The sequence below is a fragment of the Aeromonas sp. HMWF017 genome (assembly GCF_003061465.1).
Classification (GTDB): domain Bacteria; phylum Pseudomonadota; class Gammaproteobacteria; order Enterobacterales; family Aeromonadaceae; genus Aeromonas; species Aeromonas veronii.
Genome location: NZ_QAJD01000145.1, coordinates 14,181 through 28,189 on the forward strand (window position 1 = coordinate 14,181; position 14,009 = coordinate 28,189).

15 protein-coding genes are annotated in these 14,009 nt (G+C 61.2%); 6 read left to right on the forward strand and 9 right to left on the reverse strand.

Annotation, left to right across the window (positions count from 1 at the left end):
- Positions 1-93 precede the first annotated feature (93 nt).
- The 9 genes from tyrR to pspA all read right to left on the reverse strand — a co-directional run bounded on the left by tyrR (position 94) and on the right by pspA (position 7,216).
- Positions 94-1,641 (reverse strand): transcriptional regulator TyrR, encoded by a 1,548-nt coding sequence (gene tyrR / locus DBR30_RS14875; protein ID WP_005333656.1) that lies wholly within the window; start codon positions 1,639-1,641, stop codon positions 94-96.
- A 148-nt stretch (positions 1,642-1,789) separates the two neighbouring features.
- Complete coding sequence (locus DBR30_RS14880; protein WP_081250342.1) at positions 1,790-1,927, reverse strand: 4a-hydroxytetrahydrobiopterin dehydratase; 138 nt, start codon at positions 1,925-1,927, stop codon at positions 1,790-1,792.
- 12 nt (positions 1,928-1,939) lie between these two features.
- A complete protein-coding gene (locus DBR30_RS14885; protein WP_108541719.1) occupies positions 1,940-2,278 on the reverse strand; it encodes a 4a-hydroxytetrahydrobiopterin dehydratase in 339 nt (112 codons plus the stop codon).
- A gap of 63 nt (positions 2,279-2,341) precedes the next feature.
- On the reverse strand, positions 2,342-3,136 hold the full coding sequence (gene phhA, locus DBR30_RS14890; RefSeq protein WP_108588410.1) for a phenylalanine 4-monooxygenase: 795 nt from the start codon (positions 3,134-3,136) through the stop codon (positions 2,342-2,344).
- 158 nt (positions 3,137-3,294) lie between these two features.
- Entirely contained in the window at positions 3,295-4,326 is a 1,032-nt protein-coding gene (locus tag DBR30_RS14895) for a YcjF family protein (RefSeq protein WP_064335870.1), read from the reverse strand.
- 53 nt (positions 4,327-4,379) lie between these two features.
- Positions 4,380-5,786 (reverse strand): YcjX family protein, encoded by a 1,407-nt coding sequence (locus tag DBR30_RS14900; RefSeq protein ID WP_043824918.1) that lies wholly within the window; start codon positions 5,784-5,786, stop codon positions 4,380-4,382.
- A 102-nt stretch (positions 5,787-5,888) separates the two neighbouring features.
- Entirely contained in the window at positions 5,889-6,293 is a 405-nt protein-coding gene (gene pspC / locus DBR30_RS14905) for an envelope stress response membrane protein PspC (RefSeq protein WP_042657602.1), read from the reverse strand.
- On the reverse strand, positions 6,290-6,526 hold the full coding sequence (pspB, locus tag DBR30_RS14910) for an envelope stress response membrane protein PspB (RefSeq protein ID WP_005333672.1): 237 nt from the start codon (positions 6,524-6,526) through the stop codon (positions 6,290-6,292). The genes pspC and pspB overlap by 4 nt, the downstream gene beginning before the upstream one ends.
- A gap of 3 nt (positions 6,527-6,529) precedes the next feature.
- On the reverse strand, positions 6,530-7,216 hold the full coding sequence (gene pspA / locus DBR30_RS14915; RefSeq protein WP_005361184.1) for a phage shock protein PspA: 687 nt from the start codon (positions 7,214-7,216) through the stop codon (positions 6,530-6,532).
- 196 nt (positions 7,217-7,412) lie between these two features.
- On the opposite strand from pspA, the gene pspF reads away from it, so the two are divergent.
- The 6 genes from pspF to DBR30_RS14945 all read left to right on the forward strand — a co-directional run bounded on the left by pspF (position 7,413) and on the right by DBR30_RS14945 (position 13,854).
- Positions 7,413-8,441 carry a phage shock protein operon transcriptional activator gene (gene pspF, locus DBR30_RS14920; RefSeq protein WP_108541035.1) on the forward strand — a complete coding sequence of 343 codons (1,029 nt, stop codon included), beginning with the start codon at positions 7,413-7,415 and terminating at the stop codon, positions 8,439-8,441.
- Positions 8,442-8,549: 108 nt separating this feature from the next.
- Positions 8,550-10,145, forward strand: a complete 1,596-nt coding sequence (sapA, locus tag DBR30_RS14925; RefSeq protein WP_181363596.1) for an ABC transporter substrate-binding protein SapA — start codon at positions 8,550-8,552, stop codon at positions 10,143-10,145.
- 2 nt (positions 10,146-10,147) lie between these two features.
- Positions 10,148-11,107 carry an ABC transporter permease gene (locus DBR30_RS14930; protein WP_108588411.1) on the forward strand — a complete coding sequence of 320 codons (960 nt, stop codon included), beginning with the start codon at positions 10,148-10,150 and terminating at the stop codon, positions 11,105-11,107.
- 35 nt (positions 11,108-11,142) lie between these two features.
- Complete coding sequence (locus DBR30_RS14935; protein WP_005333677.1) at positions 11,143-12,036, forward strand: ABC transporter permease subunit; 894 nt, start codon at positions 11,143-11,145, stop codon at positions 12,034-12,036.
- Positions 12,036-13,034: a peptide ABC transporter ATP-binding protein gene (locus DBR30_RS14940; protein ID WP_005333679.1), complete on the forward strand. Its 999-nt coding sequence runs from the start codon at positions 12,036-12,038 to the stop codon at positions 13,032-13,034. Before DBR30_RS14935 ends, DBR30_RS14940 begins: the two co-directional genes overlap by 1 nt.
- Positions 13,035-13,068: 34 nt before the next feature.
- Positions 13,069-13,854: a peptide ABC transporter ATP-binding protein gene (locus DBR30_RS14945; RefSeq protein WP_005333681.1), complete on the forward strand. Its 786-nt coding sequence runs from the start codon at positions 13,069-13,071 to the stop codon at positions 13,852-13,854.
- The last annotated feature ends 155 nt before the right edge of the window (positions 13,855-14,009 follow it).

A 14,009-nucleotide genomic window follows, 5' to 3' on the forward strand; every position in this document is an offset into this window, starting at 1 on the left:
GTCTCACCCCGCCATCATCTACCGAGTTCGTGTAAAGAAAACGGAGAGCCCGTCTGGTAACGGGCTCTCTGGTGGCAGGCAACAAGACGGAAATCACTTCTTGCTGATGCCGTATTCTCGCAGCTTGTTGGCGATGGCGGTATGCGACACGCCCAGGCGTTTGGCCAGCTGGCGCGTCGACGGGAAGGCGGGATAGAGCCGGGCCAGCAGCTGGCTCTCGAAGCGCTTCACCGCATCGTCGAGATTCCCCTCAAACCACTCGTCGATCAGCGGCATGGTATCGGCCGCCACCGGCAGATCGATCTGCTCGGGCCCCAGCTCATCCCCTTCCAGCAGGGTCATGGCGCGGTAGAGACAGTTGCGCAGCTGGCGCACGTTGCCCGGCCAGCGATAGGCGGTCAGGTAGTCGGCCATGTTGCGGGTAAAGCGCGGACGGGGTCGCTGCAACTCGCTGGCAAAGCGGGAGACAAACTGCTGGGCCAGCACCATGATGTCTGCCTTGCGCTCGCGCAGGGGTGGCAGCGCCAGACTGAGCACGTTGAGGCGATAGTAGAGATCCTCGCGGAAGGTTCCTTCGTGCACCAGATCCAGCAACTGCTTCTGGGTGGTGCAGATGAAACGCACGTTGACCTTCACCTCCTGCTCGTCACCGACTCGGCGGAATACCCCATCCTGCAACACCCGCAAAAACTTGGTCTGCAGATGGGGAGACATGTCGCCAATCTCGTCCAGCATCAGGGTGCCGCCGCTCGCCAGCTCCAGCACGCCGCGCTTACCCTCGGTGTTGTTGCCAAAGGCACCGGGGGCATAACCAAACAGCTCGCTCTCGGCCACGTTATCGGGCATGGCGGCGCAGTTGAGGGCCATAAAGGGGTGGCTGGAGCGCAGGCTGGCACCGTGACAGGCACGGGCCAGCAGCTCCTTGCCGGTGCCGGTCTCGCCGACAATCAGCAGCGGCGCGTCCTGCATCGCCAGTTTGCGCGCTTGCGACAGCACCTCTTTCATCTTGGGGCTCTCGGCCTGCAGATGCTCGAAGCCCCCCACTTCCACCGCATGAAGCGCGCTGAAGTGCAGGCCGACCCGACGGGCAGATTTGAGCACCACCACGGCCCCGGCCAGCGCCTGCTTGCCGCGGGCTTCTGCCACGAACAGCGGCATCAGGTCAGCGAGATACTCTTCGCCATTGAAACTGAGCTTGCAGGTCTGTGGCTTGATCTCGCTCGCCTCCAGCCAGCGGGTGAAGGAGAACCCCTTGACCAGCGAACCGAGCGCCACGCCGCGCACCTCCTCCACCGGCAAGCCGAGGGTGGTGAGGGCCGACTGGTTGGCCTGGGTCACCTTACCCTTGCTGTCGAGAGAGAAAACCAGATCCGGCAGCGCCTTGAGCAGCGCCTCGATCTCGTGGTGCTCTCGCTCGGAAGGCATGTAAGGGATGGTCTTGACGTCGTAGACGCCGGGAATGCGGCGGATCTCCGGCATCAGGTGCTGAAAATCACTGAACTCCAGCTCGGGAAAGTTGAGATAGATGATGCCTGAGGTATCGATTTCGATGCCGCGCAGATCGATATTGTGCTCCACCAAGCGGTCGAGCAGTTCCCGGGTCAGGCCCAGGCGGTCTTCACAGCTGACTTCAAGACGCATTCGGGACACACTTCCTAGCTAACTCTATGAATGAGCGGATAATACAGTCTCGATCCCCCCAGTGCGAGCGCCAGCCCATAAAAATGCGGGCCTGCCCCGCTTTCGCAGGCAGGCCCGGGTCAACCGATGACGCTGGTGTGGGGTGCGATTACCGGAGCAACTGATCGGTGCGCGCCGCCATGATGAAGTCGTTGCGATGCAAACCGCCGATCTTGTGCGTCCACCAGCTGACGGTCACCTTCCCCCATTCGGTCAGAAATGCAGGAAGGGGGATACTCCGCCTCAACCTGTTCTCAGATTATCTGGGCAATTGGTCTGTACGCGCAGCCATGATGAAGTCGTTACGGTGTAATCCGCCGATCTTGTGGGTCCACCAGCTGACGGTCACCTTCCCCCACTCGGTCAGGATGGCCGGATGATGGAACTCCGCTTCCGCCAGCTCCCCCAGGCGGTTGGTAAACGCCAGCGCCTCCTTGAAGTTGCGAAACGTAAATTCCCGCCGCAGTTGCAGCGCCCCCTCCTCCACCAGCGGCTGCCAGTCGGGAATAAGCTGCATCAGCTCGTGCAGCTCCTCATCGCTCACCTTGGGGGCATCGGCGCGACACGCTTCACACTGTTGGCTGGCCAGTTCGGACATGGGTTACTCCTGCTTGAATTAATGAAAAATTAATGAAAATGAAATAGGGTTGTTTGCTTTTGGTCAGCTCGCCTGTTTGCCAGCGGCAACCTCAAAACGTGGCGGATAGAGGCCAAGCCGACTGGCCTCCGCCAGAGCAGCCATGATCTCCTCCCCGGCCAGCTGGTAGAGATGATCGAGACTCGGCAACACAAAATAGGTGGGCTGCATGATGTCGATGCGATACGGGGTGCGCAGCACGGTCAGCAGATCGAAGGGTTGCAGCAGCGGCTTGCCGGAAAGGGCATAAGCTGTCTCGCCGATGGAGGATAGAATGCCGCCACCGTAGATACGCAGCCCGTCCGGCGTTGCCAAGAGGCCAAACTCCACGGTGAACCAGTAGAGCCGCGCCAGAAAAACCCGCTGCTCCTTGCTCGCCTGCTGCCCTAACTGACCATAGAGGTGGGTGAAGTGGGCAAAGGCCGGATTGGTCAGCATGGCGCAGTGGCCGAAGATCTCGTGAAAGATATCCGGCTCTTGCAGGTAGTCGAGCTCGTCCCGGCGTCGGATAAAGGTGGCCACCGGAAACTGGCGATTGGCCAGCAGGGCGAAGAAGCGATCGAACGAGATAAGCGCAGGTACCGCCGCCACCGACCAGCCGGTCGCAGGCTGCAAGACAGCGTTGATCTCGGCCAGCTGGGGGATGCGATCACGGGGCAGCCCCAGCCTGTCGAGACCGGCCAGATACTCGTTACACCCCTTGCCAGCAAGAGCGGCGAACTGACGTTCGATCAGGATCTGCCAGGTGCCGTGCTCTTCGTTGCCGTAGTGGATCACCCCGTCAGCATCCGGCTGGTGGGCGGTGTAGAAGGTTGCCATAGCGGTTCCATCCTCTGGCGCCACATCAAGGCGCCTTGCCGTTTCATCACGATTTCACTGTAACGAAATGGCAACAAAAAAAGCAGCCGACCCATGAGTCGGCTGCCTGAAACAGTTGTAAATAAATTGTGACAACCGCTATTAATCTCCAGCAGCCATCAAGGCTGATTGAGATACCCCGCCAGCTGGCCGATCAGCCGCTTGCGCAGCTCGCCGAGTTTCGGTTTCTCGTCCGCACACCAGGGCAGCGGACGGCACGCCTCTATGGTGCGCAGGCCAAGGCGGGCGGTGAGCAGACCGGCCCCCACCCCTTGCGCCGCGCGAGCAGAGAGCTTGGCGGCAAACTCGGCGCCCAGCAAGTCCATCCCCACCTCGGTCACCAGCTCGGTGGCACCGGCGTAGAGCATGTTGCGAAACACCTGACGGATGAGGCGTATGCGGCTCCAGTAGCCAAGTTCGATGGCATAGACATCGGCGATATCCTCGATCATCCGCAGGTTGCGCCACAACATCAGCATCATGTCGACGGTGGCGAGCGGGCTGAGCGCCACCAGAACAGCGGCCTCCCCCGACCATTTGGCCACCCGCGCCTGGGCCAGCTTGTCACGCTCGCCGAGTACCAGCTGGCTGTAGAGGGTCAGCACCTCCCGATCGCTGTGGCTCTCATCGAGCTGGGCCAGCCAGGTTTGATACCCCTCGCGCCCTTTGTCGCCACTTTTGACCGCCAACCCTTCGCAAAAGGCCTGCCCCTGCCCGACTCCCTGATGAGCAAGCAGATCTTCTGCTCGCGAGCGCACATCCTGACGCCGCTTGAGGGTGCGCAGCCGCAGCCACTCGCGCCCCACCACGCTGGCGGTCCCCGCAGCGACCAGCGCCGAGGCCGCCAGCCAGGCGCTGCCCCAGAGCGGGGTGGTGAGGAATTGATCGTAAAGAAAGGCGCCATACTGGCCCAACGAGAGCAGACCGACCGCCCCCAGCCCCCACGCCAGTAGCCGATGGCGGCGGCGCGGTTTGATGACGAGGGCGCTCTCCACCTCGGTGAACTCGTCCAGCTCGTCGAGGCGCTCGAAGCTCGCCTCCTCCAGCCGCTGGGCCGGTGCGGGGGGTCGCTCGTCACTGGCCACCGTCAAGGCAGGCTCAAGAATCACCTTGCCCTGCAACGGTGGCCGCTCTTTTATCTGATCGTTCATCGCATTGTTCTCCTGTGCGCAGCCTTCGGCTCAGGTGCCAAGACCGCACACCGTTATTCGAGGTGATCCCCGAGCAGAAACTCCAGCGCCGCATCGAGCCGGATATGGGGCAGCGCCTGATGGGGGCTCATGGGCATGGGGCGAAACGCCTGAAAATCAAAGCCCTGATTGTTCCACCACTGCGCAGGCGGAATATGGGGCGGCACCTCCCCGGGGAACAGCAGCAGCGGCTCACCGCTCAGGCTGGTGCCACGGATGGCGGGGAACTCGCGGCCATTGGCCACCCCCTTGCCAACTTCGGTCGCCTTGATGGCGGCGAGCGCCAGACACTCGGTGGTGATCCCCTCAAAACGGGCCTGCCCGCGGCCACTGCGCACCAGATGCTGGAGCAGGGAAACCATGGGCGCATGCTGTTCGGGGGTAACGTGATCGGCCTTACTCGCCACAAACAGCAGCTTGTCGATACGGGGCGAGAAGAGTCGCCGCCACCAGTTGCTCTTGCCGTAGGCAAAGCTCTCCATGATGCGGGCGATGGCCTGCTGCATGTCGCCAAAGCTGGCCGCCCCGGCGTTGAGGGGCTGCAGGCAATCCACCAGCACGATCTGGCGATCAAAACCGGCAAAGTGCTGCTCATAAAAACCCTGCACCAGATGCTGCTTGTACTGCTCGAAGCGCTGCTTGAGAGTGGCGTAAAGAGTGCCATCGGCGGGCTCGCTGGCAGGCATCTCCCACACCCAGGGGACAAATTGCAGCATGGGGGCACCGGCATACTCCCCCGGCAACACGAAGCGACCGGGTTGAATAAGGTGCAATCCCAGCTCCTGTTTGCAGGCATGCAGATAGGCGGTGTAGCGCTCGGCCAGCTCCGCCACTGGTCGTTCTTCGAAGCGTTGCTCAGCCTGCCACCCGGGGGTCAACCAGCTGGCGGCAAGTGCCTGCAGCTCTGGGCGACGAAGCTGCTCGCGCACCTGTTCGCACCACTGCTCGTAGCTCATCTCAAGGAGCGGCAAGTCGAGCAGCCACTCCCCGGGGTAGTCCACCAGATCCACGTAGAGGGTGGAGATCTCCCCCAGATGCTTGCGCAGGGGATGACGGGTGCGATAGCGAATTTCGAGACGCACCTCGGCCACACCGCGGGTGGGCTCGGGCCAGGCCGGTGGATCGCCAAACAGGGAGTCGAGGCCACGCTCGTAGGCAAAGGTGGGGATGTGGGCATTGAGCTGCGGCACCCGGCGGGCGCCGAGGATGCGCCCCTGACGCAGGGCATCCCACAACGGCAAACGGCCATCGATGGCCGCGTGTTCCAGCTGGTTGACCAGCGCCGTGATAAAGGCGGTTTTGCCGCTGCGAGAGAGGCCGGTCACCGCCAGCCGGATATGGCGATCCCGCACCCGGTTCACCACGTCGTTCGCCTTGCTCTGCAGGCGAGTCAACTTCTGTTCCAGTTTATTGAGTATCAAGGCTTGACCCGTTCTCCCTTGGTGGTTGCATCTGGATAGCTGGTGTCGATGGTGGCGCATCACGGGAGGCGCCGCCATCGACATTGAGTGCTTGAGCAAGCACTACAGCTTGCGAAATTCCCGCTGCAGGGTGAACTCCCTGGAGGTCACCAGCTTCTCGATCCGCTGAACTCTGGGCTCCAGCGCGTCAAGTTCCTGCGCGATGCGGCCCAGCGCCTGATGAGGGGTGATCCCCGCCTGCCAGCTGCGCGCTTTCATCCGCACCTCAGCAAAGTCGGCATCCTCTTGCGAATAGAGGGTGACCGGCTTTTTGTCGAGCAAGAACCAGGCGGCGATATAGGCGGTGAAGGTAATGAAACCGGCGAAGATAAGGCCACTGATGGCGAGCAGCCGCACGATCCAGGTCTCCACCCCGAAATACTCAGCCAAACCGGCACAGATCCCGGCTATCTTGCCACGCAGGGGATCGCGATAGAGGTTACGCCCTTCACGACTGACACTGCTCATACCTTGTTCCTCCAACCGGGTACTTCTGCATCCAGAATTGATTCCAGCGCGCCCACTCGCTCCTGCATCTTCTCGGTGCGAGCCAGCAGCCCTTGCAGCTGTTCCCGCTCGCTATCAGCAAGACCGGCGCCAATCCGCCCCTTGGCACGATAGTGCAGCACCAGCCAGATGGGGGCTACCACCACCATGAAGACCACCATGGGAACCATCAATACGCCCAGCAGATCTTCCATCTGTTACTCCCCCTGTTTGCCTTCGCTTTTGCTGTCGCCCTGGCCCAGCTTCTGGCGCATGGCTTCCAGCTCACGACTTATCTGATCGTCCACTTCCAGCTCGGCAAACTGTTGCGCCAGCGCCTTGTCGGACTGACCCAGATCGGCGCGCGCTTCCATTTCGTCGATGCGACGCTCCATCCGCTCAAACTTGCTCACCACAGCCTGGCTCTCGCCACGGGCTACCTGGCTCTGCACGTTGAGACGGCTGCTGGCCGCTTCGGTGCGAATGGCCATCGCCTTTTGACGGGCGCGGGCATCTTCCAGCTTGGCTTCGAGCTGGCGGATCTCTTCACCCAGCTTCTCGATGCCGCTGTCGACCGCCTGCTGCTCGCGGTAGAGGGTCTCTGACAACTCGGTCTGTTTCTTTTTCTCGATAAGGGCGGCGCGGGCCAGATCTTCACGCCCCTTGGTCAGGGCCAGCTCAGCCTTGGCTTGCCACTCGTCGACCCGCTCCTGATGACGGGCGACCTGACGACCAATCTCTTTCTGGCTGGCGAGGAAGCGGGCCAGATTGGAACGCTCCTTGACCAGCTCGTCCTCCATCTCCTGGATGATCAGGCGCACCATCTTCTGGGGATCTTCTGCCTTGTCGAGCAGGGCCGTCAGGTTGGAATTGATGATGTCGGCCAGACGGGAAAAAATACTCATGATTGCACTCCTGTTATTGGCATGGCGTTGTTTCTCCATTGACAATGGCAACTTGTGTGCCAATCTGGAACAAAATTTAACTTGTTGATTTATATGGGGCAGAATAGCCGGATTGCAAGATGCCTCACGCAAGAGATGATTAAAATCACCAACTTTTGGTAAGATTGACCAGCTTTTACAACTGACAGGGATCACTATGACCACGGCCACGGAAAGCCTGCTGGGGGAATCCAACGCATTTCTCGAGATCATTGAGCAGGCCTCACGGCTCGCCCCGCTGCGCAAACCCGTGCTGATCATCGGTGAGCGGGGGACGGGCAAGGAGCTGATCGCCCACCGCCTACATTATCTCTCGGCGCGCTGGGATCAAAGCTTTGTCACCATCAACTGCGCCACCCTGAGCGAGAGCCTGCTGGAGACCGAACTGTTCGGTCACGAAGCGGGATCGTTTACCGGCGCCGCCAAGCGTCATCAGGGCCGCTTCGAGCGGGCCGATGGCGGCACCCTCTTCCTTGACGAGCTGGCCACCACCAGCGCCCGGGTGCAGGAGAAGCTGCTGCGAGTCATCGAGTATGGCGAGTTCGAGCGGGTGGGCGGGGCCAAGCCCCTCAAGGTGGATGTGCGACTGGTCTGCGCCACCAACGAGGATCTCCCTGCGCTGACCGACAAGGGGCAGTTTCGCCACGATCTGCTCGACCGGCTCGCGTTTGATGTGATCACCCTCCCCCCCTTGCGGGAGCGGCGGGAAGATATCCTGATGCTGGCGGAGCATTTCGCCCACAGCATGACCCGGGAGCTGGGCTATCCGCTGTTTGCCGGTTTCTCGCGCAAGGCAACCCAGCTGCTGCTGGATTACCACTGGCCGGGCAACGTACGGGAGCTGAAGAACGTGGTGGAGCGCAGTATCTATCGTCAGGGCAATCCCCAGTTGCCGCTCTCGACCCTGGTGCTCAACCCGTTTGATTCCCCCTGGCGACCACAGGTCACGCAACCTGCGCAAGAGGCCCGAAGCGAGGTACAATCTGCATCCCCCCTCGCCTTGCCGCTCGATCTCAAGCAGGCGGTGGCGGAGTACGAGATTAATTTACTCAAGCAAGCGATGCAGCAATCCCAGTATAATCAGCGCAAAGCCGCTCAACTGCTGGCCTTAAGCTATCACCAGTTCCGTGGCATGCTACGCAAATATCAGCTGCTGGATGGCGATAACGATGCAGAACAAGAGTGAAGGAGTGCGGTTGATGCCGACTCCAGCAACACGCCAGCCTTCGCGCTGGCACATTTGTATCAAAACGTGCGTACAAAGCCCCTATAAGAACATGGTTCAACAATGAGAATGCTCACACCCTTGCTGCTGGGTATGCTGGTGCTGGTCACCGGCTGCCAGAAGCAACCCGAGGCCTCCAAAACCGGACTCATCTATTGTGCTGAGGGATCCCCCCTCTCCTTCAATCCCCATGTTTCCAACTCCGGGGTGACACTGGATGCCAGTGCCCGTCCGCTCTACGACCGCCTGCTGGAGGTGAACCCCAACACCCTGGCGCTGGAGCCGGCGCTCGCCACCAACTGGCATGTCAGCGAGGATGGCCTCACCTATACCTTGACCCTGCGCAAGGGGGTGACGTTTCATCATACCCTCTGGTTCAAGCCCACCCGCACTTTCAATGCCGATGACGTGGTCTTCACCTATGCCCGCCAGCTTGACGAGCAGCACCCCTATCACAATGTCTCCGGCGGCGATTACCCCTACTTCTACAGCCTGGGGCAAGATCTGCTGATCAAACGGGTGAGCAAGAAGGGGCCGCAGACGGTAGTGTTCGAGCTGAACCAGCCAAACGCCTCCTTCCTCGCCACCCTGGCCAGCGACTATGCGGTGATCCTCTCCGCCGAATACGCCGAGCAGATGTTGCAGGCGGGCACGCCAGCCCTGCTGGATAGCCGCCCCATCGGCACCGGACCCTTCAGCTTCAAGGAGTATCGCCACAACGAGTTCATCCGCTATCTGCGCCACCCTGGCTACTGGGGCGGCGATGCCAAGATTGAACAGCTGGTCTACGACATTACCCCCAAATCCGCCAAACGGCTGGCCAAGCTGCTGACCGGCGAGTGCGACGTAATGAGCACCCCTTCCGCCAGCCAGCTCTCGGTGATCAAGCAAAATCCGGCACTGAGCCTCTCGGTCCAGTCGGGGATGAACGTCGCCTTTTTGGCCCTCAATACCCGCAAGCCGCCGTTCAACAACGTCAAGGTGCGTCAGGCCATTGCCAGCGCCATCAATATCGACAACCTGCTTCAGGCGGTCTATTTCGATACCGGCCTGCCCGCTAACAGCCTGCTGCCGACCCTCTCATGGGGGTACAACCCGAGCCTGCCCGAGCGCAAACCCGATCTGAAACGGGCGCGCCAGCTGCTCAAGGAGGCGGGACTGGAGAAAGGGTTTGAGATGCAGGTGCTGGTGCAACCGGACGCCCGCCCCTACAACCCGGATGCGGTCAAGACCGCCCAGCTGATCCGCAGCGATCTGGCCAAGGTCGGGATCAAGCTCAAGATCGTGCAACGGGAGTGGCCGGTGATCGAAGGCCGCCTCACCAAGGGGCAGTACGACAGTCTGCTCTCCGGCTGGATTGCCGACAACGCCGACCCGGACAACTTCTTCCGCCAGCTGCTGAGCTGCTCGGCAGTGGAGCGCGGCAACAACTACAGCCGCTGGTGTAGCCCGGCCTTCGATCAACTACTGGATGATGCGGTCACCACGCCCCAGCTCTCGTTCCGGCTGCGTAACTACTACTATGCCCAGACCCTGCTTAACGAACAGCTGCCGCTGATCCCGCTGGCGCACGCCTTGCGTACCCAGGTCAGCCGCAGCGACATCGAGGGGCTGACGCTGATGCCCTTTGGCGGCACCTCCTTCAACCAGGCTCACAGGGAGTAAGCATGCTTCTATACACCTTGCGCCGCATCAACCTGCTGCTTATCACTCTGCTGGCGCTGACCTTTGTCGCCTATCTGCTGGACTATCGGCTGATCGGCAATCAGCTCAGCTTCTGGAGCGGCTACCCCGATTTCCTGCGCCGTATTTTCGCAGGTGACCTGGGGCTCTCCAGCGTCTCCGGGCTGCCGGTGCTGGACGAGATCCGCCACTACTTCCCGGCAACCCTGATCCTCTGTCTGGCGGCGTTCGCCATCTCGCTGCTGGTGGGGGTTCCTCTCGGAACCCTGACGGCCCTGTCACAGGGAAAGACGCTGGATCTCTCCATCATGACAGCCGGTCTTATCGGCTATGCGGTGCCGGTGTTCTGGCTGGCGCTGCTGGTGGTGATGCTCTTTTCGCTGGATCTCGGCTGGTTGCCGGCGTCGGGCCAGATCAGCCTGCTCTACGATGTGCCCCCCATTACCGGCATCGCGGTGATCGATGTGCTGCTCAGCAACGAACCCTGGCGGCAAGCGGCGCTGCACGATGCCCTGCGCCACCTGATCCTTCCGTCACTGGTGCTGGCGGTGGTGCCCACTACCGAGGTGATCCGCCATGTGCGCAGTTCCCTCATCGACGTGATGAAGCAGAACTACATCAAGGCGGCAGCGAGCCGGGGCCTTTCCAAGGCGCAGATCGTCTGGCGCCATGGTCTGAAGAACGCCCTGCCGCCGGTACTGCCGCTGCTGGGTCTGCAGCTAGGCAGCGTGCTCACTTCCGCCATGATCACCGAGGTGGTGTTCGAGTGGCACGGGATCGGCCGCTGGCTCATCAGCAGCATCGCCCTGCAGGATTACGCCGCCATTCGCGGCGCGACCCTGGTGGTGGCCAGTTTCGTGATCCTGACCAGCGTCAGCACCGAGTTGCTGACCACCCTTATCTATCCGGCACGGCGCAAAGAGTTGTATGCCAAACAAGATTGAACGCGCTCATGGCGTGACCAGGAGCCAGGTATCCTATGCAAGATAAATCGAACATCTATCCCGAGCTCAAGATCCTCTCGCCCCTTGAGCAGACGTGGGCCTCCTACAGCCGCAATCCGCTGGCGATGGCAGGGCTCTGGTGCTTTTTGCTGTTGCTGCTCATCACGCTGGTGGGGCCGCTGGTCGTCCCCTACGGCATCGATGAACAGCACACCGACAAGCTGCTGCTGGCCCCCTCCTGGGCGGCAACCGGCAACATCGACTACTTCCTCGGCACCGACGATCTGGGGCGCGACATGCTCTCCCGGCTGGTGGTGGGTGCGCGCCTCACTTTCGGTTATGCGCTGGTCGTAGTGGTGATCGCCATGGTGGTGGGTTCCGCCATCGGCATCCTCGGCGGGATGAGCAAGGGGCTTAAATCGAGCGTGTTGCACCACCTGCTCGATACCCTGCTCTCCATCCCCTCCCTGCTGATGGCCATCATCATGGTCGCCATCATGGGACCGGGTTTTGGCAATACCCTGATAGCCATTACCCTGGCGTTGATCCCGCCCTTTATCCGGGCCACCTACAACGCAGTACATGCCGAGATGCAGAAGGAGTACATCACCGCCAGCCGCCTCGATGGCTCGCCCCCCTTCCGGATCATGCGTCTGGCAATTTTGCCCAACATTGTCGAAACCCTGGTGGCACAGACCACCCGCACCTTGTCGGCAGCCATTCTCGATATCTCGGCGGTCGGGTTTCTCGGTCTCGGCGCCCAGTCTCCCCAACCGGAGTGGGGCACCATGCTGGCCGATTCGAGCGACCTTATCTATCTCGCCCCCTGGACCGTCACCTTGCCCGGCATCGCCATCCTGTTCAGCGTGCTGGTGACCAATTTAGTTGGTGAAGGCATTCGCGAAGCACTTAAAGAGGGGAATGACTGATGCCGCTGCTCGACATTCGCAATCTCACCATCGAGATCGACACCCCGCAGGGCAAGGTCAAGGCGGTGGACAAGGTGAGCCTGACCCTGACCGAGGGGGAGATCCGCGGTCTGGTGGGTGAATCCGGCTCCGGTAAAAGTCTGATCGCCAAGGTGATCGTCGGCATCGAGAAGGACAACTGGACGGTACGTGCCGACCGGATGCGTTTCAACGACATGGATCTGCTGACCATGGCTCCCAAGGAGCGCCGTCGCATCATGGGCCGCGAGATCGCCATGATCTTCCAGGACCCCATCAGCTGTCTCGACCCCTCCGAGGAGATCGGCACCCAGTTGGAAGAGGCGATCCCGACCGATTCGTTCGAGGGACAATTCTGGCAGCGCTTCCAGTGGCGCAAGAAGAAGGCCATCGCCCTGCTGCACCGGGTAGGCGTCAAGGATCACCGCAAGGTGATGCGCGCCTATCCCCACGAGCTGTCGGATGGCATGTGCCAGAAGGTGATGATCGCCATGGCCATTGCCAACCAGCCGCGTCTGCTGGTAGCCGACGAGCCCACCAGCGCCATGGAGTCCACCACCCACTCCCAGATCCTGCGACTGCTGGACAAGATGAACAAGCTGGGTAATACCACCATCCTGATCATCAGTAACGATATCGCCGCCATCGCCAATCTGACTGATACCATCAACGTGATGTATTGCGGCCAGATGGTGGAAGTGGGCACCCGGGAGCAGATCCTCGAGACCCCGCATCACCCCTATACCGATGCCCTGCTCAAATCGATCCCCGACTTTGACAAGCTGGTGCGCCACAAGTCGCGCCTCGAGACCCTGCCCGGCGTCATCCCGCCGCTGCAACACCTGCCCATCGGCTGCCGTCTGGGGCCGCGCTGCCCCTACGCCCAGAAGCAGTGCGTGCAGACTCCGTTGATGAACAAGATCAAGGGCCATCAGTTCAGCTGCCACTTCCCGCTGAACATGGAGGAGCCAAAAAAATGATGACCGTTAATGCCCCCATGAAGGAGCCCCGCTTGTGATCGAGCCATCCCTGTTGCAGGTCAGAGGCCTTAGCAAAACCTACCAGAACCGCACCGGTCTGTTCCGTCGTCAGGCGGTGGAGGCGATCAAGCCCCTCTCGTTCGATCTCGAAGTGGGTCAGACCCTCGCCATCGTCGGCGAAGCTGGCTCCGGCAAGAGTACCCTCGCCCGTATTCTGGCCGGGATGATCGAACCCACCAGCGGCGACATCGCCATCGACGGCCAGCTGATGGTGCACGGCGATTACCAGACTCGCTGCAAACTGCTGCGGATGATTTTTCAGGATCCCAACACCTCGCTGAACCGCAAGATCCGGGTCGGCCAGATCCTGGAGACGCCGCTGCGTCTCAACACCGAGATGACCGAGGAGGAGCGCCGCGAGAAGGTGGTGCAGACCTTGCGTATGGTGGGGATGCTGCCGGATCACGCCCTGTTCTATCCGCAGATGCTCTCCTCCGGTCAGCAGCAGCGGGTGGCGCTGGCGCGGGCACTGATCCTCAACCCCAAGATCGTGGTGGCCGATGAGGCGCTCTCCACCCTGGATATCTCTGTGCGCTCCCAGATCATCAACCTGCTGCTGGAGATGCAGGAGACCATGGGGCTGAGCTATGTGTTGGTAGCCAACGATCTGGGTATCGTCAGCCATATCAGCGACGAGGTGCTGGTAATGCACGAAGGTCGGGTGGTGGAGCGCGGCAAGACCCTCAAAGTGTTTGCCGATCCCCAACATGAGGTGACTCGCCGTCTCATCCAGAACTACAACAACGAATACCGCAAATAGAGAGGCGCTGGCCGCCTCCCTTGCCGCTGTGTTTCGCCGATCTCACTCGGCGGGATCAAAAAAGCCCACTGCATGCAGTGGGCTTTCTGTTACCGGCGTTGCTGCTTAGGCTTGCAGCAGCAGACGGTTGATGCGGGAGACGAAGCTCGCCGGAT

Coding starts and splice junctions, on each gene's coding strand:
- pspC (WP_042657602.1), bottom strand. CDS start 6,293: ATGAGCAGTGTCAGTCGTGAAGGGCGTAACCTCTATCGCGATCCCCTG.
- phhA (WP_108588410.1), bottom strand. CDS start 3,136: ATGGCAACCTTCTACACCGCCCACCAGCCGGATGCTGACGGGGTGATC.
- DBR30_RS14895 (WP_064335870.1), bottom strand. CDS start 4,326: ATGAACGATCAGATAAAAGAGCGGCCACCGTTGCAGGGCAAGGTGATT.
- DBR30_RS14935 (WP_005333677.1), top strand. CDS start 11,143: ATGCAAGATAAATCGAACATCTATCCCGAGCTCAAGATCCTCTCGCCC.
- DBR30_RS14940 (WP_005333679.1), top strand. CDS start 12,036: ATGCCGCTGCTCGACATTCGCAATCTCACCATCGAGATCGACACCCCG.
- tyrR (WP_005333656.1), bottom strand. CDS start 1,641: ATGCGTCTTGAAGTCAGCTGTGAAGACCGCCTGGGCCTGACCCGGGAA.
- pspA (WP_005361184.1), bottom strand. CDS start 7,216: ATGAGTATTTTTTCCCGTCTGGCCGACATCATCAATTCCAACCTGACG.
- pspB (WP_005333672.1), bottom strand. CDS start 6,526: ATGGAAGATCTGCTGGGCGTATTGATGGTTCCCATGGTGGTCTTCATG.
- DBR30_RS14930 (WP_108588411.1), top strand. CDS start 10,148: ATGCTTCTATACACCTTGCGCCGCATCAACCTGCTGCTTATCACTCTG.
- sapA (WP_181363596.1), top strand. CDS start 8,550: ATGCTCACACCCTTGCTGCTGGGTATGCTGGTGCTGGTCACCGGCTGC.
- pspF (WP_108541035.1), top strand. CDS start 7,413: ATGACCACGGCCACGGAAAGCCTGCTGGGGGAATCCAACGCATTTCTC.
- DBR30_RS14885 (WP_108541719.1), bottom strand. CDS start 2,278: ATGTCCGAACTGGCCAGCCAACAGTGTGAAGCGTGTCGCGCCGATGCC.